The 26073-nt window shown below is 67.3% G+C and carries 26 protein-coding genes; 22 read left to right on the top strand and 4 right to left on the bottom strand.

Translation table 11 applies throughout. From position 1 onward, the window contains the following. Nucleotides 1–57 precede the first annotated feature (57 nt). From abc-f to serC, 3 genes are all read left to right on the top strand, one after another. Entirely contained in the window at nucleotides 58–2121 is a 2064-nt protein-coding gene (gene abc-f / locus GT613_RS03840; protein WP_009608301.1) for a ribosomal protection-like ABC-F family protein, read from the top strand. Further along, nucleotides 2118–2588, top strand: a complete 471-nt coding sequence (locus tag GT613_RS03845) for a tRNA (cytidine(34)-2'-O)-methyltransferase (RefSeq protein ID WP_009608294.1) — start codon at nucleotides 2118–2120, stop codon at nucleotides 2586–2588. Before abc-f ends, GT613_RS03845 begins: the two co-directional genes overlap by 4 nt. A 129-nt stretch (nucleotides 2589–2717) precedes the next feature. Further along, nucleotides 2718–3797 (top strand): 3-phosphoserine/phosphohydroxythreonine transaminase, encoded by a 1080-nt coding sequence (gene serC / locus GT613_RS03850; RefSeq protein WP_114538126.1) that lies wholly within the window; start codon nucleotides 2718–2720, stop codon nucleotides 3795–3797. Between the two features lie 83 nt (nucleotides 3798–3880). On the opposite strand, the gene GT613_RS03855 is transcribed toward serC, so the two are convergent. Continuing rightward, nucleotides 3881–4663, bottom strand: coding sequence for a glucose 1-dehydrogenase (locus GT613_RS03855; RefSeq protein ID WP_114538125.1), 783 nt, complete (start codon nucleotides 4661–4663; stop codon nucleotides 3881–3883). A 320-nt stretch (nucleotides 4664–4983) separates the two neighbouring features. On the opposite strand from GT613_RS03855, the gene GT613_RS03860 reads away from it, so the two are divergent. The 13 genes from GT613_RS03860 to GT613_RS03920 all read left to right on the top strand — a co-directional run bounded on the left by GT613_RS03860 (nucleotide 4984) and on the right by GT613_RS03920 (nucleotide 17671). Beyond that, nucleotides 4984–5661, top strand: a complete 678-nt coding sequence (locus tag GT613_RS03860; RefSeq protein ID WP_009304545.1) for a site-2 protease family protein — start codon at nucleotides 4984–4986, stop codon at nucleotides 5659–5661. A 12-nt stretch (nucleotides 5662–5673) separates the two neighbouring features. After that, complete coding sequence (locus tag GT613_RS03865) at nucleotides 5674–6465, top strand: ScpA family protein (protein WP_009304544.1); 792 nt, start codon at nucleotides 5674–5676, stop codon at nucleotides 6463–6465. A gap of 5 nt (nucleotides 6466–6470) precedes the next feature. Next, on the top strand, nucleotides 6471–7280 hold the full coding sequence (scpB, locus tag GT613_RS03870) for an SMC-Scp complex subunit ScpB (RefSeq protein ID WP_009304543.1): 810 nt from the start codon (nucleotides 6471–6473) through the stop codon (nucleotides 7278–7280). Nucleotides 7281–7363: 83 nt separating this feature from the next. Then, entirely contained in the window at nucleotides 7364–8221 is an 858-nt protein-coding gene (locus GT613_RS03875; protein ID WP_009304542.1) for a pseudouridine synthase, read from the top strand. An 87-nt stretch (nucleotides 8222–8308) separates the two neighbouring features. After that, nucleotides 8309–9481, top strand: a complete 1173-nt coding sequence (locus tag GT613_RS03880) for a prephenate dehydrogenase/arogenate dehydrogenase family protein (protein WP_050784802.1) — start codon at nucleotides 8309–8311, stop codon at nucleotides 9479–9481. Beyond that, nucleotides 9471–10799 carry a 3-phosphoshikimate 1-carboxyvinyltransferase gene (gene aroA / locus GT613_RS03885; protein WP_009304540.1) on the top strand — a complete coding sequence of 443 codons (1329 nt, stop codon included), beginning with the start codon at nucleotides 9471–9473 and terminating at the stop codon, nucleotides 10797–10799. Before GT613_RS03880 ends, aroA begins: the two co-directional genes overlap by 11 nt. Beyond that, complete coding sequence (gene cmk, locus GT613_RS03890) at nucleotides 10796–11473, top strand: (d)CMP kinase (protein ID WP_009304539.1); 678 nt, start codon at nucleotides 10796–10798, stop codon at nucleotides 11471–11473. Before aroA ends, cmk begins: the two co-directional genes overlap by 4 nt. After that, nucleotides 11470–12345, top strand: coding sequence for a 1-acyl-sn-glycerol-3-phosphate acyltransferase (locus tag GT613_RS03895; protein ID WP_009304538.1), 876 nt, complete (start codon nucleotides 11470–11472; stop codon nucleotides 12343–12345). The genes cmk and GT613_RS03895 overlap by 4 nt, the downstream gene beginning before the upstream one ends. Next, nucleotides 12342–13178 (top strand): 4-hydroxy-3-methylbut-2-enyl diphosphate reductase, encoded by an 837-nt coding sequence (gene ispH / locus GT613_RS03900; protein WP_009304537.1) that lies wholly within the window; start codon nucleotides 12342–12344, stop codon nucleotides 13176–13178. The genes GT613_RS03895 and ispH overlap by 4 nt, the downstream gene beginning before the upstream one ends. 23 nt (nucleotides 13179–13201) lie before the next feature. After that, a complete protein-coding gene (locus tag GT613_RS03905; protein ID WP_009304536.1) occupies nucleotides 13202–14635 on the top strand; it encodes a DUF512 domain-containing protein in 1434 nt (477 codons plus the stop codon). Nucleotides 14636–14669: 34 nt separating this feature from the next. Beyond that, a complete protein-coding gene (gene der, locus GT613_RS03910) occupies nucleotides 14670–15986 on the top strand; it encodes a ribosome biogenesis GTPase Der (protein ID WP_009304535.1) in 1317 nt (438 codons plus the stop codon). A 5-nt stretch (nucleotides 15987–15991) separates the two neighbouring features. After that, entirely contained in the window at nucleotides 15992–16660 is a 669-nt protein-coding gene (gene plsY / locus GT613_RS03915; protein WP_009608361.1) for a glycerol-3-phosphate 1-O-acyltransferase PlsY, read from the top strand. Between the two features lie 9 nt (nucleotides 16661–16669). Then, the gene (locus GT613_RS03920; protein WP_009608395.1) at nucleotides 16670–17671 is read left to right on the top strand and encodes an NAD(P)H-dependent glycerol-3-phosphate dehydrogenase; all 1002 of its coding nucleotides are present in this window, start codon (nucleotides 16670–16672) and stop codon (nucleotides 17669–17671) included. A 282-nt stretch (nucleotides 17672–17953) separates the two neighbouring features. Here GT613_RS03920 and GT613_RS03925 read toward each other — a convergent pair whose 3' ends face one another. After that, the gene (locus tag GT613_RS03925; protein ID WP_161172507.1) at nucleotides 17954–19963 is read right to left on the bottom strand and encodes an NAD(P)H-hydrate epimerase; all 2010 of its coding nucleotides are present in this window, start codon (nucleotides 19961–19963) and stop codon (nucleotides 17954–17956) included. Nucleotides 19964–20015: 52 nt separating this feature from the next. Continuing rightward, a complete protein-coding gene (locus GT613_RS03930; RefSeq protein ID WP_009608398.1) occupies nucleotides 20016–20495 on the bottom strand; it encodes a methylated-DNA--[protein]-cysteine S-methyltransferase in 480 nt (159 codons plus the stop codon). 171 nt (nucleotides 20496–20666) lie between these two features. Here GT613_RS03930 and rpe point away from each other — a divergent pair, with 171 nt between their 5' ends. From rpe to GT613_RS03955, 5 genes are read left to right on the top strand one after another with little or no spacing between them, the layout of a single operon-like run. Further along, nucleotides 20667–21374 (top strand): ribulose-phosphate 3-epimerase, encoded by a 708-nt coding sequence (gene rpe, locus GT613_RS03935; protein ID WP_009608336.1) that lies wholly within the window; start codon nucleotides 20667–20669, stop codon nucleotides 21372–21374. Between the two features lie 5 nt (nucleotides 21375–21379). Further along, nucleotides 21380–22585 carry a cysteine desulfurase family protein gene (locus tag GT613_RS03940; protein ID WP_161172508.1) on the top strand — a complete coding sequence of 402 codons (1206 nt, stop codon included), beginning with the start codon at nucleotides 21380–21382 and terminating at the stop codon, nucleotides 22583–22585. 56 nt (nucleotides 22586–22641) lie between these two features. Next, complete coding sequence (locus tag GT613_RS03945; protein WP_009304523.1) at nucleotides 22642–23451, top strand: histidinol-phosphatase HisJ family protein; 810 nt, start codon at nucleotides 22642–22644, stop codon at nucleotides 23449–23451. Nucleotides 23452–23497: 46 nt separating this feature from the next. Next, a complete protein-coding gene (locus tag GT613_RS03950) occupies nucleotides 23498–24403 on the top strand; it encodes a Nif3-like dinuclear metal center hexameric protein (RefSeq protein ID WP_009304522.1) in 906 nt (301 codons plus the stop codon). A gap of 49 nt (nucleotides 24404–24452) precedes the next feature. After that, a complete protein-coding gene (locus GT613_RS03955) occupies nucleotides 24453–25172 on the top strand; it encodes a zinc ribbon domain-containing protein (RefSeq protein WP_009608302.1) in 720 nt (239 codons plus the stop codon). Nucleotides 25173–25282: 110 nt separating this feature from the next. Here the strand turns inward: GT613_RS03955 and rpmB are convergent, their stop codons facing one another. Further along, nucleotides 25283–25474 carry a 50S ribosomal protein L28 gene (rpmB, locus tag GT613_RS03960; protein ID WP_009304520.1) on the bottom strand — a complete coding sequence of 64 codons (192 nt, stop codon included), beginning with the start codon at nucleotides 25472–25474 and terminating at the stop codon, nucleotides 25283–25285. 221 nt (nucleotides 25475–25695) lie between these two features. Here rpmB and GT613_RS03965 point away from each other — a divergent pair, with 221 nt between their 5' ends. Continuing rightward, nucleotides 25696–26043, top strand: coding sequence for an Asp23/Gls24 family envelope stress response protein (locus GT613_RS03965; RefSeq protein ID WP_009304519.1), 348 nt, complete (start codon nucleotides 25696–25698; stop codon nucleotides 26041–26043). Nucleotides 26044–26073: the final 30 nt, after the last annotated feature.

Here is a 26073-nt window from a genome sequence, read left to right on the forward strand (position 1 = left end):
GTTGCGCCTGCGGGCGCAGCCATGCACCGAACCGCAAGCAGAAAGCGCGCACGCACCATGATCATGCAACTTGAACATATCTCGAAGTCGTTCGGAGGGCGCCAGCTCTTCCACGACGTGACGTTCCGCCTGGAGGAATACGAGCGCCTGGCGCTCGTGGGCCCGAACGGCGCCGGCAAGACCACTATGCTCAACATCATCTCGGGCGCCGAGGATCCCGACGAGGGTCGCGTGCTGTTCGCGAAGGGCGCGCGCGTGGGCTACCTCGAGCAGGAGGCCATCGAGATGGCCGACCAGCCCATCTTCGAGGAGGTCATGTCGTCTCAGGTTGAGGTGCTGGAGGCCGAGCGCCGTTTGCACAAGTTGGAAGCCGAGCTGGGCGAGGCTCCCACGCCGCAGCAGCTTGCCGCCGCCGGGCGCGCCCGCGACGCTTACGAGGTGCTGGGCGGCTACACCATCGAGGCGAAGGTGCGCAGCGTCATGTTCGGCCTGGGCTTCAAGGAGGGCGATCTCTCGCGCTGCACCACCGAGTTCTCGGGCGGCTGGCAGATGCGCATCGCGCTGGCGAAGCTGCTCATCCGCAACCCCGAGGTGCTGCTGCTCGACGAGCCCACCAACCACCTCGACCTGGAGAGCGTGAAGTGGCTCGAGGGATTTTTGCGCGGCTACGCCGGCACGGTCATCGTGGTCAGCCACGACCGCGCGTTCATGGACAACATGGTGGACCGCGTGGCCGAAGTGGACAACGGCCAGGTGAACCTGTACAAGGGCAACTACTCGGCCTACCTCAGGACGCGCGAGGAGCGTCTTGAGCGCTTGCGCGCCGAGGCGGCGAAGCAGGCCGAGGAGATCGCCCATATGGAGGCGTTCATCGAGAAGTTCCGCTACAAGGCCACGAAGTCCAAGCAGGTGCAGGATCGCGTGAAGAAGCTCGAGAAGATCAAGCGCGTCGAGCTTCCCGAGGAGAAGAAGACCGTCAAGTTCAACTTCAAGCAGCCCCCGCGCACGGGCGACGAGGTGGTGCGCGCCCGCGGCCTCGTGAAGCGCTACGGCGACAAGGCCGTGTACGACGGCTTCGACTTCACCATGTACCGCGGCGACAAGATCGCGCTCGTGGGGCCCAACGGCGCGGGCAAGTCGACGCTGCTCAAGATGATCGCGGGCGCCATCGAGCCCGATGCGGGCACCATCGAGTACGGCGTGCACGTGTCGAAGACCTACTACGCGCAGCACCAGCTGGAGGAGCTGCATCCCGGCAACACCGTGTTCGAAGAGCTCGACCGCGTGGCGCCGGGTTGGAGCGTCTCGCAGGTTCGCACGCTTCTGGGCGCGTTCCTGTTCACGGGCGATGCGGTGGACAAGAGGGTGAGCGTGCTGTCCGGCGGCGAGAAGAGCCGTCTCGCGCTGGCGAAGATGCTGGTGGCCCCGCGGCCGCTTCTGTGCCTCGACGAGCCGACGAACCACCTCGACATCGCCAGCGCCGACATCCTGGAGCAGGCGCTCAAGGTGTTCGAGGGCACGATACTCTTCATCACGCACGACCGCCACCTCATCCGCGGGGTGGCGAACCGCATCGTGGAGATCGAGCCCGGGCGCGCGACGAACTACGACGGCGACTACGACTACTACCTGTTCAAGAGCGGACAGCTGGACGGCGACGGTCCTAGCGGCCCGTCGCTTGTGGACGAGATGCTGGACGAGGGCCCCAAGGCGAAGGCGGCGGGGAAGGCCAAGGAGCAGAAGGCGAAGCCGGTCGCGAAGGCGCCGGCTGCGGCGAGCGGGTCCCAAGCCGAGCTCACGGCGCCGCGCGCGAGCTCTCCTAAGACCAAGGAGCAGAAGCGTCGCGAGGCTGAAGCGCGCAACCGCGCCTACGCCGCGCTCAAGAACCATCGCAAACGCATCGCCGAGCTGGACAAGCAGATGGAGCGCGACAACGCGCGCATGGCCGAGCTGCTGGAGCTCATGGCGGACCCTGCCTTCTACATCAACGAGGACGCCTCGTCCGATGCCGTGGCCGAGCATGCCAAGCTCAAGCAGCGCCTGGCCGCAGCCGAGGAAGAATGGTTCCTGCTCACCGAGGAACTGGAGGAAGAGATGGCGAAGCAGGCGGAACAGCTGTGACGCAGTCTTTGAGCATCGTGCTGGTCGAGCCGGAGATTCCGCAGAACACCGGCAACATCGCGCGCACGTGCGCCTGCACGGGAGCGCGGCTGCACCTCGTGGAGCCCATGGGGTTTCGCCTGACGCAGAAGAACCTGGCGCGCGCGGGATGCGACTACTGGGACGAGGTGGACATCGTGCGCTGGCCGTGCACGGAGGCCTTCTTCGAGGCTCATGCGGCCGACGAGTTGCACCTGTTCACCGGACAGGCTCGTCGCGGGTTCGGCGACGTGGCGTACGGGGAGGGATCCTTCCTCGTGTTCGGTCGCGAGAGCCGGGGCCTGCCCCTCGGCCTCATCGAGGCGCACGCGAGCCGCTGCGTGCGCATCCCCATGCGCGAGGGCCTGCGCAGCCTCAACCTGTCCAACGCCGTGGCGGTGGCCGCCTACGAGGCCCTGCGCCAGCAAGGGTGGCCGGGGCTGGGGTAGGAGCTGCAGGTTGACTCAGCCGTCCAAGCGGGCATTTTCGCGCTTTAGCAAGATAAAGCGCGCGGAGGACGTGGAACGCGTGTATACTTGACCGCATTGTCTGCGTCACGTATCAAGGAGGTCGTTCCCATGGCTCGAGTGTACAACTTCTCCGCCGGTCCCGCCGTTCTGCCCGAGGAGGTGCTGCGCGAAGCCGCTGACGAGATGCTCGACTACCGCGGTTGCGGCATGTCCGTCATGGAGATGAGCCATCGCTCCAAGCCCTTCGCCGCCATCATGGAGGCCGCCGAGCAGGACATCCGCGACCTCATGGACATTCCCGACAACTACCGCGTGCTGTTCCTGCAGGGCGGCGCGTCCACGCAGTTCGCGATGATCCCCATGAACCTCATGAAGAACAAGGTGGCCGACTACATCGTCAGCGGCTCGTGGTCGAAGAAGGCGTTCAAGGAAGCGAAGATCTTCGGCGATGCCCGCTGCGTCGCCTCCTCCGAGGACGAGAACTTCAGCTACGTGCCCGACGTGCGCGCCCTCCAGCTGTCCGACGACGCCGACTACGTCTACATCTGCCAGAATGAGACCATCTACGGCACCGTGTACCACGAGCTGCCCGACACGAACGGAAAACCGCTGGTGGCCGACGTGTCGTCGTGCTTCCTGTCCGAGCCCATGGACGTGTCGAAGTACGGCCTCATCTACGGCGGCGTTCAGAAGAACATGGGCCCGGCCGGCGTGACTATCGTCATCATCCGCGACGACCTCGTGTCCGAGCCTTTGCCCGGCACGCCCACCATGCTGCGCTACGACACGCATGTCGACGCGAAGAGCCTGTACAACACCCCGCCCGCGTACGGCATCTACATGTGCGGCAAGGTGTTCCAGTGGCTGAAGGCGCAGGGCGGCCTCGAGGCCATGAAAGAGCGCAACGTTGAGAAGGCGCAGCTTCTGTACGACTTCCTCGACCAGAGCGCGCTGTTCAAGGGCACCGCGCGCAAAGAGGACCGCTCCATCATGAACGTGCCGTTCGTCACCGGAAGCGACGAGCTGGACGCGAAGTTCGTCGCCGAAGCGAAGAAGGTCGGCATCGAGAGCATCAAGGGCCACCGCAGCGTGGGCGGCATGCGCGCCAGCATCTACAACGCCATGCCCCGCGAAGGCGTCGAGGCCCTCGTGAAGTTCATGGGCGAGTTCGAGCGCGAGAACGCGTAGGCGGCACGAAGCGCTTGCAATCGAAGAAGCGCCCGGCCGAACGGTCGGGCGCTTCTCATTGGGGCGATGGTGGACCGGGGCTCCTAGTACGCGCTCCAGCCGCCGTCGATGGTGAGGGTCTCGCCGTTGATGAAGCCGGCCTGGTCGGAGGCCAGGAACACCGCGGCGGCGGAGATCTCCTCGGGGGTGCCGGAGCGGGTGGCGCCGGCGTAGCCCGTCGTTGCCTTCGCCATGCCGCGCTCGCTGGGCTGGCGCATCCCGACGCCGATGTTGGTCTGCGTGTTGCCGGGGCAGATGGCGTTGCAGCGGATGCCGGTGTCGGCGTACATGAACGCCACGTTCTTCGTCAGGCCCACGACGGCGAATTTCGAGGCCGTGTAGGCGCAGCCTCCTCGTCCGGCGCACAGGCCCGACAGCGACGCGGTGTTGATGATGACGCCGCCCTCGCCGCGCTCCATGTAATAGCGAACGGCCTTGCGCGTGCCGTACATGACGCTGTTGAGGTTCACCTTCATGAGGCGCTCCCACACGTCGTCGTCCATCTCGGCGATGGGCAGCAGGTTGTCCATGATGCCGGCGTTGTTCACGATGATGTTCATCTGCCCGAACGTCTGGACGGCGCGGTCGACCATGCCCTCCACGTCGTCTCGGCTCGACACGTCCACCTTGACGACGTCCAGCTTGTCTCCGTACTCGGCCAGCTCCTGCTTGAGCGCGGCGAGAGCCTCCTCGTTGAGGTCGGCGGCCAGACAGCTTGCGCCCGCCTCCAGGAAGCGTTGGACGATGCTCTTGCCGATGCCGGAAGCGCCTCCGGTGATAACGGCGGTCTGACCTGCGAGAACGGGGTTGTGGCGTGCTTCTGACATGGCGATGGCTCCTTTTCGCGATCGGGAAATCATGCACGAAGCGTACCATGCGCGCCGGGTCGCGCTGAACCGGTTCCGCGGCGAAAGGCCTGTTCGGCGCTGAACGCGGGGCTCGCGCGACACGAGCGGCGCGAAAACGTTTTCCAGCGGCGCTGGCGCCGGGCATCTTCGCTCCAAAAACACGCCTCAGCGACTGAGGCGTGTTTTTGGAGCGAAGATGCGTTTCCGCATGCCGAGTCCGGCTTCGCGGCGTTCGCTCCTTGTGAAGTTTCCCTCCCGGCGCACGTCGCCCTCTGCGGTTGCGGTAGACTGATCGCACTATGATTTCGATACCCTACCTCATATGCTCCATTCTGAGCTTCGTGCCCGCCATCGTGTGCCACGAGGCGTGCCACGGCTTCGCCGCCTACAAGCTGGGCGATCCCACGGCTAAGCGCGCGGGACGGCTGTCGTTCAACCCGCTCAAGCACATCGACCCCTTCGGCACGGTGATCATGCCGCTTCTGCTCATGGCCATGAACATGCCCGTGTTCGGCTACGCGAAGCCGGTGCCGTACAATCCCGCTTACTTCAAGGACCCGCGCAAGGGCGACCTCATCGTGGGCCTCGCCGGGCCTGCGGCCAACCTCGTGCTGGCCGTCCTGGGCGCAGTCGTGTACACGCTCGTCATGCTCGTGCTGCCGGTGAGCGCGCTGGCGCAGAACGACGTCTTCTACTACTTCCTCACGTTGTTCCTTCCCATGTTTTCGCTCATCAACCTGTACCTCATGTTCTTCAACCTGCTGCCCATCCCGCCGCTGGACGGCTCGTCCATCTTCGCGTTCTTCCTGCCGCAGAAGTATCTGCCGCAGTATTACAAAGTGCAGCGCTACGCGATGCCGGTGTTCCTCATCGTGGTGCTCCTCGTGCCGTACGTGCTGCATTTCAATCCTATCGGCATCTATCTGGACGCGACGGCCGGCAACGTGTTCGACCTGCTGTTCTCCTTTGGCAGGTAGCAGGGCGGCTCCATGTCGTACAAGGTTCGCATAGACAGCTTCGAGGGGCCGTTCGACCTTTTGCTGTACCTGGTCAGCCGGCAGAAGGTGGATATCGGCGCTATCTCCATCACGCAGATCGCCGACCAGTACCTTGCCGAGGTGTCGCGCATGGACAACCTCGATCTCGACGTGGCAAGCGACTTTCTGTTGGTGGCTTCCACGCTGCTGGAGATCAAGGCCGAAAGCCTGCTGCCGCGCGAGCGCGACGCGGTGGCCGAAGAGTTCGAGGAGCTGGCGCCCAGCGAGGCGCGCGACATCCTCGTTGAGCGTCTGCTGGCCTACAAGCAGTACAAGAACGCTGCCAGCGCGCTGCACATGCGCTTCGTGTCCGAGGGACGCATGCATCCGCGCCCGTTCGGGCCCGACGCGTGCTTCCTGAACCTCATGCCTGACTACCTGAAGGACGTCACGATGGACGGCCTGGCGCTGCTGGCCGCCCGCGCCTTCGCGCGCCGCGACGTGTTCCTGCTGGAATCGGAGCACATCGCTGCGAAGCCCATCCCCGTGGAGGTGCACGTGCGTGCCATCCACCAGCGCATCCAGAACAAGAAGACGCTGCGCTTCTCGGAACTGGTGGACGAGCGCACGCCGGTGCCGGTGGTGGTGGTGACGTTCCTGGCTGTGCTCGAGCTGTACAAGCGCGCCATGGTGAAGATCGAGCAGGCCGAGCTGTTCGGCGATATCGACATACGCTACATCGAAGGGTCGGGCGAGCTCGTGCTCACGGGCGATGACTCGCTGACCTCGGTGGAGGAGGGGTAGGATCCATGTTCCAAGGCTTGCAGGACAACCAGCTGAAGGGCGCGATCGAAGCCATGCTGTTCGTCACGGACGAGCCGGTGGGCACCATCGCGTTGGCCGACATGCTGGAGGTAGAGCCTGGCCAGGCGGAACGCGCGCTCGTGGAGCTGCGGGATCAGCTGGAAGGCGAGAACCGCGGCATCCAGTTGCGCGAGGTGGCCGGCGGCTGGCGGCTGTACACGCACCCCGCCTACCACGAGCTCATCGAGCGCTACGTGCTGTCGTGGGACACGCGCAAGCTGTCGCAGGCGGCCATGGAGACGCTCGCCATCGTTGCGTACCTGCAGCCGGTGACGCGCTCGGGCGTGGCCTCGGTGCGCGGCGTGAACTCCGACAGCTCCATCAACTCGCTCGTTGAGAAGGGGCTCGTGCGCGAGGCGGGCGTAGCCGACGCGCCTGGCAACCCCACGCTCTACGCCACCACGCGCGCGTTCTTGGAGAAGTTCGGCCTGCGCTCGACGGCCGACCTGCCCGACCTCGACCAGTTCGCGCCCGACGACGACACGCGCGCGTTCATACGCGAGCGCCTGAGCGCCACGCGCGAGGACGCGTTTGTCGCCGATGACGCGCGCCTGGACGGCGATGAGGCCGATCCTCTGGACGGCGTGCGCTTCGAGCTGGACGACGAAGGACCGGGGAGCATCGCGGAAAGTCCGCGCGAGGAAGCGGCCTCCGACGCGGCTCAGCAGATGCTCGCCGAGGCTATGGCCAGCGGGTTCGGGCTCGTGGAGAAGATCGACTTCGACAAGCTGACGTTCGAGACGGACGATGAGTAGGCTTTCCGCGCTCGGCGCCGTGCGTCTTGCGTCGTCGTCTCGAACGACGGGTTTCCGAAGATCGGAGGCGGGAGGTGAGCGACATGGGAGAGGTATCCGATTGCGAGAGCCGCATCGTTCCCATGCGGTTGCAGAAGTTCCTTGCTCGGGCGGGGGCGGCTAGCCGGCGGGGGTCGGAGAACCTTATGACGGCGGGGCGCGTGACCGTGAACGGCAAGGTGGTGACCGAGCTGGGAAGCAAGGTGGATCCGCTCGTGGACGAGGTGGCGGTGGACGGCGCGGTCGTGCGCTTGGCCGACGGGCCCGTCACCATCATGCTGCACAAGCCGGCCGGGTTCGTCACCACCATGTCCGATCCGCAGGGACGGCGTACCGTGGCCGAGCTCGTGCCGACCGAGCGCTATCCGGGGCTGTTCCCCATCGGGCGGCTGGACTTCGATACGACGGGCCTGCTGCTGTTCTCCACCGACGGCGAGCTGGGCAACGGCCTGCTGCATCCGAAGCATCATGTGACGAAGCGCTACCTGGCCTGCGTCGAGGGTCGTCCGACCGAGCGCGATCTGGCGCTTCTGCGGCGCGGCATCGAGCTGGACGACGGCCCGACGCAGCCGGCCGACGTGCGCGTGGTGGAGGGCGGGGCGGCTCGCCATGCCGAGCGTCTGCTGGAGATCCCCGCCGCCGTGCCGCCGCGCTCCTCGAAGGAGTATGCGGCCGTGTGCGAAGGGCGCGCGACGCGGCGCTCCATCGTGCGCTTGGGCATCCGCGAGGGCCGTAAGCGCCAGGTGAAGCGCATGCTGGCCGCCGTCGGCCATCCGGTGCTGGCGCTTCATCGCGATTCGTTCGGCCCGCTCGAGCTGGGCGATCTGCCGCGCGGGGCGTGGCGCGCGCTCGATGCCGAAGAAGTGGCGGCGCTCCACCAGGCCATCGGACGTGCCGAATAATGCTAGAATGAAACCCGCAGGAGACCGCGCAGCGGGAGCCTGCGGAACACGGAATGAACCCCTATGCTAGAAAGGCGCTCCCGTTTCATGGCACACCAGCATACAACGCAACCTGATCAGGCGTTTCGCCGTATAGCGGTGGTAGGTTTCGGACTGGTGGGCGCCTCGTTCGCCGCCGCTGTGCGCGCGGCGTATCCCGACACGCGAGTGCTGGCTGTCGACATCGACGAACGCACGCTGGCCGAAGCCGTCGAGCGCGGCTGGGCCACGGACGGCGCGCTGCCGGACGATCCTGCGTTCGAACGCTTCGTCGGCGACGGCTGCGACCTCGTGGTGCTCGCCACGCCCGTCGGCGCGGCGGAGCGCTACTTCGAAGACCTCGCGCGGTGGGACTATCGCGGCATCGTCACGGACACCGCCTCCACGAAGGCGCGCATCACGGCTTTGGCCGAGCGCGTCCTGCCGCATCCCGAGAACTTCGTGCCCGGGCATCCCATGGCCGGCTCCGAGGTGAACGGCATCGAAGGCGCGCGACCCGACCTGTTCAAGGGCGCGCACTGGATCCTCTGTCCTGACGCCGACACGCCCGCCGAGCACTTCCCGCGCCTGCACGAGCTGGTCACCTCCATCGGCGCGCGCGTCATCGCGCTGCCGCGCGAGGACCACGACGAGGCGGTGGCCGTGGTCAGCCACGTGCCGCATATTATGGCGTCCTCGCTCGTGCAGCTGGCCAGCCGCCACGCCGACGACCAGCAGGCGCTCATGCGCCTGGCCGCCGGAGGCTTCAAGGACTCCACGCGCATCGCGGCCGGTTCGCCCGAGCTGTGGTGCGGCATCGCCTTCGACAACAAGGACGCGCTGTCCGACGGGCTCGACGAGATCCAGGGCATCATCGGCGCGTTCGCCGACGCGCTGGCATCCGACGACCGCGCGTCGCTCACTACGCTTTTGGCCGACGCGGCGGCCGCGCGCCGCGCGCTGCCGGCCGCCTGGGTGCCCTCGACGGAGCGTCTGCTGGAAGTGCGCATCCCCATGGAGGACCGTCCGGGCGTCGTGGCCGAGGTAACCACCGTCACCAGCTCGGTGGGGTGCAACATCCAGTCCATCGAGATCGACCACGTCACGGAGGACAGCGCCGTGCTCAGCCTCGTGCTTACCGACGAGGGCGATATCGGCCAGCTGTCAGCCCAGCTCATCAACGCAGGATTTTCAGTATCGTTCAGTCCCTTGACGGCAAAGGAGCATACCCATGTCGCATGAAGCAAACGCCACCGTCGTCAACCCGCTGCCGGCGCCCCTGCGCGGCTCGGCCTCGGTCCCGGGCGACAAGTCCATATCGCACCGCGCCGTGCTGTTCGCCGCCATGGCCGAGGGCACCTCGCGACTTTCGGGCGTGCTCGACTCCGAGGACGTGCGCTCGTCCATCAGGGCCGTAGGCCAGCTGGGCGCGCAGGTGTCGCTCGAGAAGCAGCCCGACGGCAGCTTGGCGGGAGGCGTCACGGGGTGGGGCGCCGCCGGCCCCTCGCAGCCCGAGGCTCCCATCGACTGCGGCAACTCCGGCACCACGGTGCGCCTGCTCATGGGCGTGCTGGCGCCGTGGAGCGTGCGCGTGGAGCTGACGGGCGACGACTCGCTGCAGCGCCGTCCCATGCGCCGCATCACCGCGCCGCTCATGAAGATGGGCGCGCGCTTCGAGCCCGAAGGGCGCGAGACGCTGCCGCTCACGGTGTGCGGCTCCGAGGGCCTGCGCGCGATAACCTACGACGCCCCCATGGCGTCGGCCCAGCTCAAAACCGCGGTGCTGCTGGCCGGCGTGTATGCGCGGGGCACGACGACGCTCAACGAGCCCTCGCCCTCGCGCAACCATACCGAGCTCATGCTGCCCGAATTCGGCGTGACCACCACAGCGGCCGACCGCACGGCCAGCGTGACGGGTCCCGCTGCGCTACGGGCCTGCGAGGTGCAGGTGCCGGGCGATCCGTCTTCGGCGGCGTTCCTCGTCTGCGCTGCCGTGTTGAAGCCCGACAGCTCCATCCAGGTGGAGAACGTCAGCTTGAACACCGCGCGCATCGGGTTCACGCGCACGCTCGAGCGCATGGGCGCCGATATCAGCGTGCGTCACACGGGAGCGGCGGGCAAGGAGCCCTACGGCATCGTTTCGGCGTGCTACACGCCGAACCTGCATGGGTGCGAGGTGCCGGCCGACAAGATCGCCACCATCGTCGACGAAGTGCCGGTGTTGGCGCTCGTGGCGGCTCACGCGCGCGGCGTCACCGTGTTCCGCGAGGTCAGCGAGTTGCGCGTGAAAGAGACCGACCGCCTGGCCGCCATCGTGGAGGGGCTTGAGACTCTCGGCGTGGACGCGTGGATCGACGGCAACGACCTGTTCGTGGAAGGCCAGCCGGGCTTGCAAGTGCCCGTCGGCGCCGCATTCGACTCGAAGAACGACCACCGTCTGGCCATGACCTGGGCGCTCGCCGGCCTGTGCGGCAACGCTCCCGTCGAAGTGGAGAACTTCGACTCCGTGAAAATCAGCTATCCGCAGTTCCTCACCGATATCGAAAGGTTGGCACGATGATCATTGCCATCGACGGCCCCAGCGGGGCCGGCAAGTCCACGGTCGCGAAGGCCGTCGCCCGCGAGCTGGGCTTCTCCTGCCTCGACACGGGCGCGATGTACCGCGCCGTCGCCTGGCGGGCGTTGCAGGACGGGGTTCCCTTCGACGACGACGAAGCGCTCGGCCGCCTCGCGCGCGCCCACGACATCGCCTTCGCGCACGAGGAGGGCGAGCCGGTTCCGCGCCGCGTTTCCATCGGCGGCATCGACGTGACCGATGCCATCCGCACGGCCGAGATCGACCGCGCCGTGAGCCCCGTGTCGGCCGCGCCCTCCGTGCGCGCGGCGCTCGTTGAGCAGCAGCAGCGCATCGGCCGCGCGGGCGATTACGTGGTGGAGGGCCGCGACATCGGCACCACCGTGTTCCCCGAGGCTCCGGTGAAGGTGTTCCTCACCGCATCGGCTGAGGAGCGCGCGCATCGCCGCGTGCGCCAGAACGTCGACCGCGGCGTGGGCTCCGTCGACTACGACGAGGTGCTCACCGACATCCGCCGTCGCGACGATCAGGACTCCTCGCGCGCCACCTCGCCTTTGCGCCCGGCCGACGATGCCGTGCGCCTGGATTCCACCGGCCGCTACATCGAAGAGGTCATCGAGGACATTTGCGCGCTCGCCCGCGAGAAGGGCGCGCGATGAGCCTGTTCCTCCCGTACGAGAAGATGTGGGACATGCCGCTGGGCGGCACGTCCGACGAGAAGCAGGTGCCGCACTGGGCCGGCAACCTCATCTGGGGCTTCTTGGCTTTCGTGTTCAAGATCTGCTTCCGCTACCGGGTCGACCACCGCGAGAGTTTGCGCGGTTTCAAGGACAAGACCGGGGTGGTGGTCGTCGGCAACCATACGTCGTTCCTCGACGTGGCGTTTATGTACCTGGCCGGACGGCCCTCGCAGTGGGTGCGCTTCCTCGGGCGCGAGAACCTGTTCGGCAACGCGCACGGCCTGGTGGGCCAGGTGCTGTCGCGCGTGGGCGCGTTTCCCATCAAGCGCGACGCGGCCGACCGCACCGCCATCAAGCGCGCCACGCGCATGCTAAAGAGCAACGAGATCGTGGGCATCATGCCCGAGGGAACCCGTCGCGGCAAAAGCGATCGCACGCCTGAACTGCACTCGGGAGCCGCGTTCATCGCGAAGATGGGGCACGCGCCCATCCTTCCCATGACCGTGCGCAACGCCGAGCACGTGAAGCACAAGGGCGAGCGCTTCCGTTTCCCGAAGATCACCATCGAGTACGGCGACCCCGTCCTCGTCGAGGACTTCGACTTCCTGCCGAAGGAAGACCGCTTGGACGGCTGCTCGTGGTACGCCATGCGCGAGTGCTTCGCGCTGTCGCTGAACGTGCCGCGCGAGCAGGTGGACATGCCGGCGCTGTTCCCCGGCGGCAAGGACTTCACGGCCGTGTTCGCCGAGCACCCCGTCCCGCATCATACGACGGCCGAGGTCGTCGCCGGCATCGAGGCCAAGGCGGCTGCGAAGGCGGCGAAGGCGGCGAAGGTTCAGGAGATCGCATGAGGGTGGTGAAGGCCCGCTACGCCGGGGCGTGCTACGGCGTGCAGCGCGCGCTCGACATGGCAGTCGAGGCCAGCGCCAGCGGCGAGGGCGCATCCACGTTGGGCCCGCTCATCCACAACCCGCAGGTGGTGGCCGAGCTGGCGGCGCGCGGCATCCGCGCGGTCGACGGCCCCGAGAACGTCGAGCGCGGCTCGGTGATCATCCGCAGTCACGGCGTGACCCCCGCGGTGCGCCGCGCGGTGGAAGAACGCGAGCTGCCCCTCATCGACGCCACGTGCCCGCACGTCGCTCGCGCACAGAAGGCCGCCGCCGAGCTTGCACGCCGCTGCGGCTGCGTCGTGGTGGTGGGGGAGGAGGGCCATCCCGAGGTGGAAGGCCTTGTGGCCTACGCGCGCGAAGCGGGGGGCGAGGTGTTCGTGGTCGCCGCCCCGGGCGACCTGCCTGCGAGCATCGAGGCGCCGGTGGGCATCGTCGTGCAGACGACGCAAACCCGCGAGGCGCTGGACGCGGTGGTCGAGGCGCTCGCCGCGCGCGGCATCCGGCCCGAGGTGAAGAACACCATCTGCTTCGCTACGCGCCAGCGCCAGGAATCGGCCGCGGCGCTCGCTGACGAGGTGGACGCCATCGTGGTCATCGGCGGCCGCAACTCGTCGAACACCACGCGCCTGGCCGACATCTGCGCCGCCGCGTGCCCGCGCACCCACCACGTGGAGGCGCCCGAGGAGCTGGATCCCTCCTGGTTCGTCGGCTGCGAGAGCGTCGGCGTCACCGCCGGAGCCTCCACTCCCGAAGACCAGATAGCCGCCATCGTGGAGCGTCTGGAGGCGCTGTGAGCGCGGATGCCGGAGCGCGTCCGATGCCGCCGGTGTACCCGTCGGGCGATATCGATCGCGAGGCGGCGGCCAGGCAGCGCGGCGGCTGCGGCGCGCTGCGCGAGGCGCCGCGGGCTCTCGTGATCGCCGTCGCGCCCGACAGCCCGGCCGACGATGCGGGGTTCGAGCCTGGATGCTACGTGACCACGGTGGACGGCAGGCCCGTGCGCGACCTCATCGACTGGCGCTGGCTTGCGGCCGACGACGTCATGGAGCTGGGCTACGTCGATCTCGACGGCGACGAGGGCGTCGTGGAACTGGAGCGCGAGGAGGGCGAGGACTGGGGCTTCGAGTTCGAAGGCGTCGTGTTCGACGGCGTGAGGCAATGCCGCAACGCCTGCACGTTCTGCTTCATGCGCCAGCTGCCCGACGATATGCGCTCCTCGCTCACCTTGCGCGACGACGATTTCCGCCTGAGCTTTCTCGCGGGCACCTTCGTCACGTTCACCAACCTGAAGCCCGAAGACGAACGGCGCATCGTCGAGCAGCGCATATCGCCTCTGCGCCTGTCGCTGCACGTGGCGGATCCGGAGGTGCGCCGACGCATGATCGGCAAGCACGCGCAGCACGGCGTCGACGTGCTGGAGCGGCTGCTGGAAGCGGGCATCGAGTTCCACGCCCAGATCGTGCTCGTGCCCGACCAGAACGACGGCGCCGTGCTGGAAGACACGCTTGCCTGGGCGTACGCGCGCCCCGGCATTCTCGACGTGTGCATCGTGCCGCTGGGATTCACGAAGCACCAGAGCGTCTTCGACCGCAGCTTCAACGACCCCGTGTCGTCGCGCGCGGTGATGGACCTCGTCATTGCGTTCCAACGGCGCGCTCTGGCCGAGCGCGGCAGCATGTGGGCCTTCCCGGCCGACGAGTTCTACCATAACGCCTACGGACCCGAGCTGATGCGGAACCTGCCGCCGTCGGAGCACTACGGCGACTTCGGCATGTTCGAGGACGGCGTGGGCATCATCCGCTCGTTCGTTGACGACTGGAAAAGGGCAGAGCGCGCGGGGCTCGTCGAGCGTTGCGCCGCGGCTCTGCGCGCCGCCGACGCGCGCGTCCACTACGTGGCCGGCTGCGCGACGCGCCACTTCCTGGGCCCGCTCATCGATGCGAGCCCGCTCAAGGGGCTGCTGATCCCGCTGTTCGTGAAGAACGAGTTCTTCGGCGGCAACGTGGACGTGACGGGACTTCTGTGCGGCTGCGACATGGCCGATGCCGTGCGTGCCGAGCGCGAGCGCGGCTTGCAGCTGGCGCTCATCCCGCGCGTCGTGTTCAACGACGACGCGGTAACGCTCGATGACATGAGTTTGGAGGATATGGAAAAGCGGGCGGGCGCGCGCATGTCCGTGGTATCCTGTAACGCATCGGATTATCTCCTCGAGATCATCCACCTGGTCGGACGAACCGATCCGACCTCCTGACCGCACCAACCGAAGCAATCTGCGAGGTAGCAATATGCCTTTACCCATCGTCGCGGTGGTCGGACGGCCGAACGTCGGCAAGTCCACCTTCGTCAACCGCATAGCCCAGGCCGACGAGGCCATCGTCCACGAGATGCGCGGTGTCACGCGCGACCGCTCCTATCATGAGGCCGACTGGAACGGCGTCGATTTCAAGCTCATCGATACCGGCGGCATCGAGATGGGCGATGACGACGCCTTCCAAGGCTCCATACGCAATCAAGCGCTGGCCGGCGCGAACGAGGCGGACGTCATCCTGTTCCTCGTGGACGGCAAGACCGGGGTCAACGCCGACGACGAGGCCGTTGCGCGCATCCTGCGCAAGACGTCCAAGCCCGTGTTCCTCGTGGTGAACAAGCTGGACACCCCGAACCGCATGGACGAGGTGTGGGAGTTCTACCAGCTGGGCCTGGGCGATCCGTGGCCGGTCTCGGCCATGCACGGCCACGGGACGGGCGACCTCTTGGACGAGGTCGTGAACGAGCTGAAGAAGGTGGACCTGCCCGCCGACGCCGACGAGGAAGACGGCATCAACGTGGCCATCATCGGCCGCCCGAACGCCGGCAAGTCGTCGCTCACGAACAAGCTCACCGCCAACGACCGCTCCATCGTCTCCGACGTGGCGGGCACCACGCGCGACGCCATCGACACCCATATCGTCCACGACGGCCAGCGCTACACCATCGTGGATACCGCGGGTCTGCGCCGCAAGAGCCAGATCGACGAGGACGTGGAGTACTACGGCTTCGTGCGCGCCATGCGAGCCATCGACCGCGCCAACGTTGCGCTGCTGGTCATAGACTCCACGCTGGGCCTCACCGATCAGGATCAACGCGTCGCCGGTTTCGCGGCCGAGCGCGGCTGCGCCATGGTCATCGTGCTGAACAAATGGGATCTCATCGAGGGGCCTGAGGCGAAGGCCGAGATCCGCGAGCGCATCGCCGACCGTCTCACGTTCGTAGGCTATGCTCCGGTCATCGCCATCTCGGCGCTCACGGGCAAGAAGGTCGATCGCATCTGGGACGCCGTGAACGCGGCCTATGAGAACTACAGTCAGACCATCCCCACGAACCGCCTGAACACGTGGCTCGCAGGCATCCGAGAGTTCGGCCACACGGTGAGCAAGGGCAAGGCGGTGCTGCGCATGAAGTACGTCACGCAGACGGCTACGTGTCCGCCGCAATTCACGTTCTTCGCGAACCGCCCCGACCTCGTGGACGACAACTTCGAGCGCTACCTCGAGAACCGCTTGCGCGAGAACTTCGAGCTCGTGGGTACGCCCATCAGGATCAAGTTCAAGAAGAAGGATTAGGGGTCATGGGGGATTTGCTGGTTGCGGCCGGCCTGTTCGTCGCCGCGTTTCTGTTGGGATCCATTCCCTTCGGGCTGATCATCTCGAAGGTGTTCTACCATACCGACCTGCGCGAGCACGGCAGCGGCAACATCGGCACCACCAACGCTATCCGCACGATGGGTAAGGTGGGCGGCTACGCCGTGTTCGTGCTGGACTTCGGCAAGGGCCTGCTATCGGGCGTATTGGCTTGGGCGTTCAGCATGCAGTTCCTGCCGGGCGGCGGCCTTGAGCCCGGCGCGCTCGTCACGTACGACACCATGCTGGCCGTGGCGTTCCTCGGCTGCGTGTGGGGCCATATCTTCTGCCCGTGGCTTGGCTTCAAGGGCGGCAAGGGGATCGCGGTGGCCGTGGGCTGCCTGTTCGTGACGTTCGGCTGGATCGGCGCCTGCCTCGAGCTGCTCATCTTCATCGTGCTCGTCGTGGCGACGAAGCGCGTGTCCGTCGGCTCCATCGCGGCGGCTGCGGCCTGCCCGTTCTTCGCGCTATACTTCTTCTGGGACGATTGGCTGGCCTGGCTGTTCTGCACCGTCGCCGGCCTGACCGTGGTCTGGGCGCACCGTGAGAACATCAAGCGTCTGCGAGCCGGCACCGAAAGCAGGATCGGCGACAAGGGCAAGAAGAAGGAAGCGTAGGGAACTCACATGAAGATCGCGGTTATCGGGGCGGGGTCGTGGGGGACGGCACTCGCGCAGCTGCTGGCATGCAACGGCAACGAGGTGGGGCTGTGGGCCCGCAAGCCCGAGGTGGTGGAGGCCGTCAACGCCTCGCATGCGAACCCGCGTTACCTGAGCGAGGTGGAGCTTTCCCCGCGCATCGTGGCTACGACCTCCTACGAGGAGGCCTTGGCGGGCGCGCAGGCCGCCGTCATCGTGACGCCGTCGAGCGTCATGCGCGATGTGGCCGGCGTGCTGGCCGAGGCGGTGGACGACGATTTCCCGGTGATCATCTGCTCGAAAGGCGTCGAGGAGGGAAGCGGCCTGCTGCCCGTGGAGGTGTTCGAGGCCGAGATGGGCAACGCGAGCCGCCTGGCCGTGCTGTCGGGGCCGAACTTCGCCGCGGAGGTTATCCGAGGCATCCCGTCGGGCACCGTCATCGCCAGCTCCAACGAGGAGACTGCGGCGTTCTTTCAGCAGCTGTTCGCGTCCGAGACGTTCCGCACCTACGTCAGCGACGACGTGTGCGGCGTGGAGCTGTGCGCGGCGTTCAAGAACGTGATAGCCATCGCAGTGGGCGTGTCCTACGGCCTGGGGTACGGCGACAACACGGCTGCCATGCTCATGACGCGCGGCTTGGCCGAGATGAGCCGCCTCGTCGTGCGCTGCGGCGGGCAGGCCATAACCTGCATGGGGCTGGCCGGCACGGGCGACCTCGTGGCCACGTGCACCTCCGAGCATTCGCGCAACCGTCGTTTCGGCAAGCTTCTGGCCGAAGGCGGCACGCTCGAGGAGTTCGCCGAGCAGACGCACATGGTCGCCGAAGGGGCGCTCGCGTGCAAGACGCTCAAGACCCTGGCCGACTGCTACGACGTGGAGCTTCCCATCACCGACGTCGTGCGCAGCATCGCCTGGGAGGGCGCCGACCCTCACGATGTGGCCAAGACCCTCACCAACCGTCCGCTCACCACCGAGTTCTACGGGCTCTAGCGCGTCAATCCACGCCGAGGCAACAAGGCGTTGACCGGGGGTTCACCGAACGCGCGAGCGTATTGTCGCACGGCCGCAGCGCGGGTACTCTAGTCCTTGCCAACCGAAAGGGCGGCTTTGACAATCTATCCGAGCGCCCGTCGTCTCGTCTCTCGTGTGAACCCCCCCTCTCTCTCACTCTCTCAAACCTTCGACGGGCCGTGAGCATGCGCACCTTCCCCCTTCTCCTCTGTGCGCACTGCATAGCCTCCCTCGGGTCCCCCCAACCCAAGGGAGGCTTTTTTACGCCCGCTCTTCGGCTTCCAAGTACTTCGACGCGTCCACGCCGAGCTTCGCCAGCTTCACGGCGCCGACCCATGGGGCGCCCGCGGAAGCGACGAGGCCCGGCTTGTAGGCGAGCATCGTCACGGTAGCATCGGCGGCGAACGTCGGCCGCGCCGCGGCTCCGGTTTGCGCCGAGAGGCCGCTGGGGACGTCTGCAGCCACGGCGAACGGGGCGTCCTTGGCCTTCGCAGGCAGCGAGCGCCGCGGCCGTTCGTGCTCGCCTCGCTCGTGCGTGCGCTTGCGATGCCGCCCGCGGCCCTTGCCGCGCTTCCCCTCGAAGCGCCGGCGGTTGGCGGCCCGTATCCACCCGGCGTACGGCTCGCGTACCTCGCCGCCGGAGAAACCGGTGCCCAGCAGCGCGTCCACCACGGCCTCGGCTTCGTCGACGGCATCGGCCAGCACGTCGGCGGCGGGCGCGCTGAGCACGGACAGCGGAAGGCAGTCCTCGGCGGCTCGGGCGAACGTTTCCAGCGCCGTGGAACGCGCCGGTTCAGCATGCAGGCGCTCGGCCAGGTCGGGGGCGACCAGCGTCACGGGGTAGCCGGCCTCCGCCAGCACGCGGGCCGCCACCCACCCGTCGCCGCCGTTGTTGCCCGATCCCGAAAGCACCACGACCGGCGCCGGGTCGGGCACCCAGGCGCGCACCTCGTCGGCCACGGCACGCCCCGCCCGGTCCATGAGCTCGGCAAGGGGCGTGCCGTCCTCGGCCACGGCACGCTCGAGCGCGGCCACCTCGTCGACGTCGAGCACGCCGCGGCGCTCGCGCGCCAGCTCCACGCCGGCCTCCGTCATGACGCGCGTTCCCGACAGCACGCCGTTCAGCATGACGAACGGCCGCTTCCTCGCGCCGGCTCGCGCGGCGCGCACGGCCAGCGACACGGCCCAGGCCGTCATGAAGGCCGTCCACGCCCCCACGACGGCCGCCCGGTGCTCGGCGGCGAACGCCGCAAGGGCGTTCATCTCGCCGACCTGTGCCGCGTCGAGATCCAGCACGCCGAACAGCAGCGAGAACGGCGCCCAGCCGAACAACGCCAACAGCCCGTAACGTGCGAGGTACTGGTACCAGCGCGCCGGGGTCGCGTCCGTCCTCACGATGCGCAGCCTCAGCAGCTTCTGCGCCAGCGTCTGCCCGCGGGTGAGTGCGGGAACCAGCGCGAAGAACGCTGCGAACGATACCGCGTCCGCGACCTGCACCGCCGTGCCCCAGCTCGCGCCGGCGGCCTCGACGGCCGCGCGAGCGCCCAGCGCTTCGGTTGCGGCCGTCGCCGCCCCGGCCGCAGCCAGGGCGATCGCCAGATCGATGAAGAACGACAGCGCGCGCTTCGTCACGCTGGCGCGCATGCCCGCCTCGCGCGCCTCCTCGTTCACGAGCCGGATGTCGGGCAGCACGCGCATCGCGGGCCCAACCGTCCAGAATCCGATCATCGCTCCCAGCGTGTTCAGCATGAGGTCGTCGACGTCGAACAGGCGGTACGGATGCTCGTAGAGGCCCCAGAGCCCGGTGAGCTGGGTCGTCTCGAACGACAGCGTCACCAGAAAACCGATGGCGAGCGTCTGCCACCACGTGCGGCGGAAATAGTAGCGCAGGTACATGCCCAGCGGCACCAGCAGCAGCACGTTGAAGAACGCCTCGTAGACGTACGGGTCGCGCAGCGCGGCCAGCCAGGTGGACGGATCGCTCGGCGAGAACGTCGTTTCGGCCAGGAACCCGTGCACGAAGTTGAACGGCACGAGCTGCGGCGTCTGCGCGTAGGGCACGACGGCCGAGCGGTCTTCGGGCAACGGCAGCAGCACGAGGAAGTACGCGCATAAGAGGTAGAACGCGAACGAGTACACCACGAGCGTGCGCAGCCAGGGTATGGAGCCGAACCTGCGGTACTGGTAGATCATGTAGGGAAGGGTGATGAAGAAGGCGATCAGCGGAAACGAGAGCGCGGCGAACAGGATGTTGGAGACGTAGACGTTCATGCGGGCAAGCGCCTTTCGGGTATAGGTCGGGAAGCGGGAAGCGGGGGAGAGGTCAGCTGCCTTCGCCCGCGCTCGCGCGCTCCAAGGCCAGCAGCGCGCCGCGCAGCCGTGCGTTCGCGCCGAGGGGCGCGCCGCCCGCTCCCACGATGCGGTGATCGGGCACGAGCACCGCCAGCGGGTTCTTGTGCACGGCGTTGCCCACCGCGCGGTACGACGACGGCTTGTCCAGAAGGGCGGCGACGTCGGCGGTGGTGAGCGTCTCCCCGTAAGGGATGCGTTCCAGCTCGCGCCACACGGCCAGTTGGAACGGGGTGCCTGCGGGTGCCAAGGGCACGTCGAACGCGCGTCTTTTTCCGGCGAAGTACTCCAGCAGCTCGGTGGCCGTGCGGTTCGCCAGCTCGCTCGGGCGTCGCTCGCCCGGAAGCGGTGCGTCGCCGAAGACGACCCGGGTGACGCCGCGATCGCTCGTGGCGATGGTGACGAGGCCGTGCGGCGTCCGATATGCGTAATGCGTGCCAGCGCGTGCAGCCATGGAGCCTTCTTCCAGAGGGGAATCCCATTATAATGCAGCGCGCCGCATCGCGGGGAGGCGGTCGGCCCTCGCCGTCATCATGTTGTTTTCCTCCGGCGCTCGGGGCAGCGTCGCGGCGGGAGCAGACTTTGCGCTAGAATGGGCGCAACGACGATGAGGAAGGACACGAGCATGTTCGAACCGGTGAAAATAGCGCCATCCATTCTGTCGGCCGATTTCATGCATCTCGGTCGCGACATCGAGCTGATCGAGAAAGCGGGCGCAGGATACGTCCACGTCGACGTCATGGACGGCCATTTCGTGCCGAACCTCACGATGGGCGTGCCCGTCGTCAAGCAGCTGAAGAAGGCCACGAGCCTGCCGCTCGACGTGCATCTCATGATAGCGAACCCGCTGGAGCAGCTGCCTTGGTTCCTCGATGCAGGAGCGGACTCGGTGACCGTGCATGCCGAGGCGCTCGACGCCGACGGGCTGGCGCGCGCCGTCGCGGCCATTCATGCGGCGGGGGCGAAGGCGGCCGTCAGCGTCAAGCCCCGCACGGCGGTCGGCGCGCTGGCGCCGGTGCTTGCCGATCTGGACATGGTGCTGGTCATGAGCGTAGAGCCGGGATTCTCCGGGCAGAGCTACATCGAGGGTAGCGAGGCTAAGGTGGCGCGCATCGCCGAGATGGCGCGTGCGGTGGGCGCCTCTCCGCTCATCCAGGTGGACGGCGGCATCGGGGAGGTCACGGCTCCTATCGTGGCCGCAGCCGGAGCCGACGTGCTCGTGTGCGGAAACGCCGTTTTCGCGGCCGAGGATCCTGCCGCCGCGCTCGCGGCGGTGCAGGCGGCGGCCGAGGAGGCGCGCCTGGCGGCGCTGGCCGTGTCGAAGGAGGCGTAAGCGCAATGGCGTCCGTGCCGAACGACTACGTGTACCTCGACTACGCCGCGACGGCGCCCTTATGCGAGGAGGCCGCCGAGGCCATGGCCCCTTATCAGGTGCCCGGCCGCGCGAACCTCGCGGTCGGCGGCAACGCGAATTCGCTCCACGGGCCCGGCCGTGCCGCGTTCGCCGCGCTCGAGGAAGCGCGCCGATCCATCGCGCGCGACCTCGGCGCGCGTCGTCCCGACGAGATCGTGTTCACCAGCGGCGCCACCGAGGCCGACGACGCGGCCCTGCTGGGCATCGCGCAGGCCGCCGCGGACGAGCGCCGTCGGCGCGGAGCAGGGGATTTCGTCCCGCACGTCGTGGTCACCGCGGTCGAGCACGACGCTGTGCTGGCGCCCGCGAAGCGTCTGGAATCGCAGGGTTTCCGCGTCACGCGGCTCGCCCCGAACCGTCAGGGCTTCATCGAGGAGCGCGCGTTGGAGGCGGCGCTCGACGCCGATACGGTGCTCGTGTCGGTGCAGGCCGCCAACAGCGAAGTCGGCAGCATCCAGCCCATCGCCGATCTCGCCCGTGTCGCGCACGATCATGCCGCGCTGTTCCACACCGATGCCGTGCAGGCGCTGGGGAAAGCTCGCGTGAACCTGCAGGAGCTCGACGTGGACGCCGCGTCCTTCTCGGCTCACAAGGTGGGCGGCCCCAAAGGCGTCGGCGCGCTGTATCTGCGCGCCCGCACGCCGTTTCATGCCTACGCTATCGGCGGTGGCCAGGAAGGAGGCCGGCGCAGCGGCACGCAGAACGTGGCCGGCATCGTCGGGTTCGCGGCAGCCGTGCATGCGGCGACCGCGATGCAGGAGGCGGAGGCGGCTCGCCTGCGGGTTCTGCGCGACAGGCTGTACGAGCGGCTGGGCGCCATCGACGCGGTGGAGGCCACCGTGGACGTTGTGCCGGGCAGCGAGGATTTCCTTCCGAACATCGTGCATGTGCTGGTGGACGGTTTGGAAAGCGAAACGCTCATCCTTCGCTTCGACATGCAGGGCTTCGGCGTGTCGGGCGGGTCTGCCTGCTCGTCGCACTCGCTGGAACCCAGCCACGTGCTGCGTTCCCTCGGCATCGACGCCGACCGCGCGCACGGCGCCCTGCGCATCTCGATGGGGCGCTACACCGACGAAGCCGATGTCGAAGCCTTCGCGGTCGCCATGGAGAAGAGCCTGAACTGGAACTGAGGATCGAGGACGCGCGAGCTTGGTCGCGTCGATGAGCGTCGAGGAGCGCTGAGCCTATGGAATTGATCACCACCCATACCCACACCTGCTTCACCAACCACGGCGAGGGCACGGTGGAAGAGCTCGTGTCCGCCGCCGTCGCGGCGGGCGTCTCCACCATCGCGGTCACCGAGCACTATCCGATGACCGCGACGTTCGACCCCGACCGCTACCTGTCGATGCCGGCCGAGCGGATGGGGGAGTACCTGGCCGCCGTCGAGGCCGCGCGCGAGGCGCATCCCGAGATCGAGGTGCTGGTCGGCTGCGAGATGGACTGGCTGGGAGACGACGAGGACCGCGTCATCACGGCGGAGGACGTCGCGCCGTTCCAGCTGATCTTGGGCTCGGTGCATCTCGTCGACCGCTGGCCTTTCGACGACCCCGCCCAGCGCGGCCGCTGGGACGAGGTGGGCGCCGATCTTATCTGGCGGCGCTACTTCGAAGTGTGGTGCGAGGCCGTGTCCTCCGACGCGCCCTTCCACGTGATGTCGCATCCCGATCTGGCGAAGAAGTTCGGGTTCTACCCCAGCTTCGACCCGCAGCCGTTGTACGAGCAGGCTGCCGAGGCGTGCGCCGCGGCCGGACGCATGGTGGAGGTGAACACGTCGGGATCCTACTACGCCTGCAAGGAGATGTTCCCCGCGCCGGCGCTGCTGGCCGCGTTCTGCCGCGCCGGCGTGCCCTGCACGGTGGGCACCGACGCGCACGTGCCCGCCAACGTCGCGCGCGACATCGAGAAAGCCTATCGCCTTATGTACGAGGCGGGTTATAGAACGGTAACGGTCCCGACAGCCGACGGCGACCGTCGGGCCATCGCTATCGAGTAACGTGGGATCGAAAGTCTAGTTCGAACACGAGCGAAGGAGCCGCGCCATGGTTGCAGCGAAGAAGAACCAGAAGGATTCCAAGGGTCGGGAAGGTTTGGCGCGCCGTGCGTCGGGGTTGCTTTCCAAGCCTGTCACGGCGGTCACCACCGGCGCGCTCGAGCGCGCGCTGCTGGCCGAGTTTCCGGCTGCCGACGCCGAGCCGTGGGATCGCACCGGCATGTCGGTGGGCGATCCGGCGCGCCTGATCACGGGTGTGGCCGTCGCGCTCGACCCGACGGTCGAAGCTATCGAGGCGGCTGCGAACATGGGTGCGAACGTGCTGGTCACTCATCATCCGGCGTTCCTCGCGCCGCCCGCCTCCTTCATGCCGGCCTCCTCGGTGGCGGCCAATCCGGGCGCGGGCGTGTGGCGCGCGGTCGAGCGCGGCGTATCCATCCTGTCGTACCATACGGCGCTCGACGTGAGCGTGCGGGCGCAACGCGTGCTGCCCGGCATGCTGAGCCTGACGTTTCAGCAGGTGCTCGATCCCATTCCCGGGTCGCGCGAGAAGGGCTACGGTCAGCTGTGCACCCTCGGCGAGGACGACGGGCTCACGCTGGGACAGCTGGCCGCGCGCTGCACCTCGGTGTTCGGCCGGGCGCCGCGCGTATGGGGCGACTTCCCTCGCGAGCTCGACCGCGTGGTCACCTGCACGGGGTCGGCCGGCGATCTGGGCCGCGCGTGTCTGCGGGCGCAGGTGGACTGCCTCGTGTGCGGCGAGATCAAGTACCATGATGCGCTCGAGCTCTCCCAGGCGGGCTTGGCCGTCGTCGATCTCGGTCATGACACCAGCGAGCTGCCGCTCGCAGCCGTGCTGGCTGCTGCGGTGGAAAACGCAGGAATTCCCGGTGATCTGGTGACGGTGCTCGATCAGGGAGATAACTGGTCGTACCCTGAAACGGTACGGGTATAATGCTAAGGAGCGTCGCAGCGGCGGCGCTCCGTTCGAACAAAGGATGCGCATGCACGTAGACACCGACGATCTTGCCACGCTGCTGAAGATGCAGCATCTCGACCTGGAAGCCATGCGCGACAAGAAGAAGCTCGAAGAGCTTCCCCAGCGCGCCGTCATCCTGGAAGCGCGCTCGAAGAAGAAGGCGATCGAGCAGAAGCGAGCCCAGCTCGACGCGCTCCATGCGAAAGCCGACGCGCAGCTTTCGCGTATCGACGACGAGGATCGCTCGCTTTCCGAGAAGCAGCGTCAGGTGCAGAGCGAGATCGACGCGGTGCGCGGCGACTACCGCGGCGTGGAGGCGCGCACGAAGGAGCTCAACGGCTTCGCGAAGCGCCGCAACACGCTGGAAGCCGACCTGACCGCCGTCGGCGACGAGCTGGCGAAGATCGAAGGCGTGCAGGCGCAGGTGGCATCGGCGTTAGAGAGCTTGGAGCGCCAGGAGGCCGAGGCCACGGCGGCGTTCGTGAAGGAAGGCGGCGCGCTCAAAGACGCGCTCGCGCGCATCGAGGCCGAACGAGCGATGCTGGCGTCCTCGTTGCCCGCCGACCTGCTTGACGCCTATAAGAAAACGGCCGCGCGCACGGGCGGCGTGGCCGTGGGACGCTTGCAAGGCTCGAATTGCGGCGTGTGCCGCATGGCCATCGAGGGCGGCCGCCTCATCGACATGAAGGGCCAGGGCAACGTGGCTCCGTGCCCTCAGTGCGGAAGGCTGCTCATCCTGGAGTAGGGGATACGGCGCGGGCCCTGCTCGCGCCCATCGAGAGAACGACAAAAAGCCCGCGCGAGCGGGCTTTTCAATGTCGGCTTGTTGGCCGGCCTCATCGGCCGGCGGACGTGCTATGCGCGCTCGACCTTGCCGGCCTTCATGCACTTCGTGCAGACGTTGGCCTTGCGGACGTGACCCTCTTTGTCCTTGATGGTCACGCGCTGAATGTTCGGACGGAACCAGCGGTTCGTCACGCGGTGCGAGTGGCTGACGTTGCGTCCTGCGCTCGGCGCCTTACCGCAAACTTCACAAATCTTCGACATCGTTCATCACTCCATGTACGTTGGGTACTCATCGGCAAAAACCGTTGATGACAAAAAAGCCCTCACACTATAGCACATAAACGAAAAGGGTTACAAGAATTTTTCGTGTAGTATACTTTCGCCTGCTACCAGGCGCGCCGCACAGCGGCAAGCCCTTGCGCTATACTGCGTTAGCAGGTTTTTTGTCGTGCGCGGCACCCCCGCGCCGTGAAAGGAATGCCATGAACGATACGATAGCGGGCAACCTCCACGTTGCCAATGACGTACTGGCCGACATGGTCGGCAATGCAGCGCTCGAGTGCTACGGCGTCGTGGGCATGGCCGCCCCGAACGCCGCCGACGGCATCGCGAAGATCCTCCCCGCGTCCCGCCTGCGCCGCGGCGTGGTGGTCACCACTACGGAGGTCGGCGTGCACGTGGAGCTGTACGTCGTCATCGAGTACGGCACGAACATCAACACGGTGTCGCAGAACCTCGTCGACCAAGTGACGTTCGCGTTGAGCGAGTACGCTCGCGTTCCGCTCGACGGCGTCGAGGTGCACGTGCAGGGCGTGAAGGTGCGCAAGTAGCGCGTCCTCCCTGCCATGATGAGCCGCTGC

The sequence above is a fragment of the Eggerthella sp. BIOML-A4 genome (genome assembly GCF_009875575.1).
Classification (GTDB): Bacteria; Actinomycetota; Coriobacteriia; order Coriobacteriales; family Eggerthellaceae; genus Eggerthella; species Eggerthella lenta.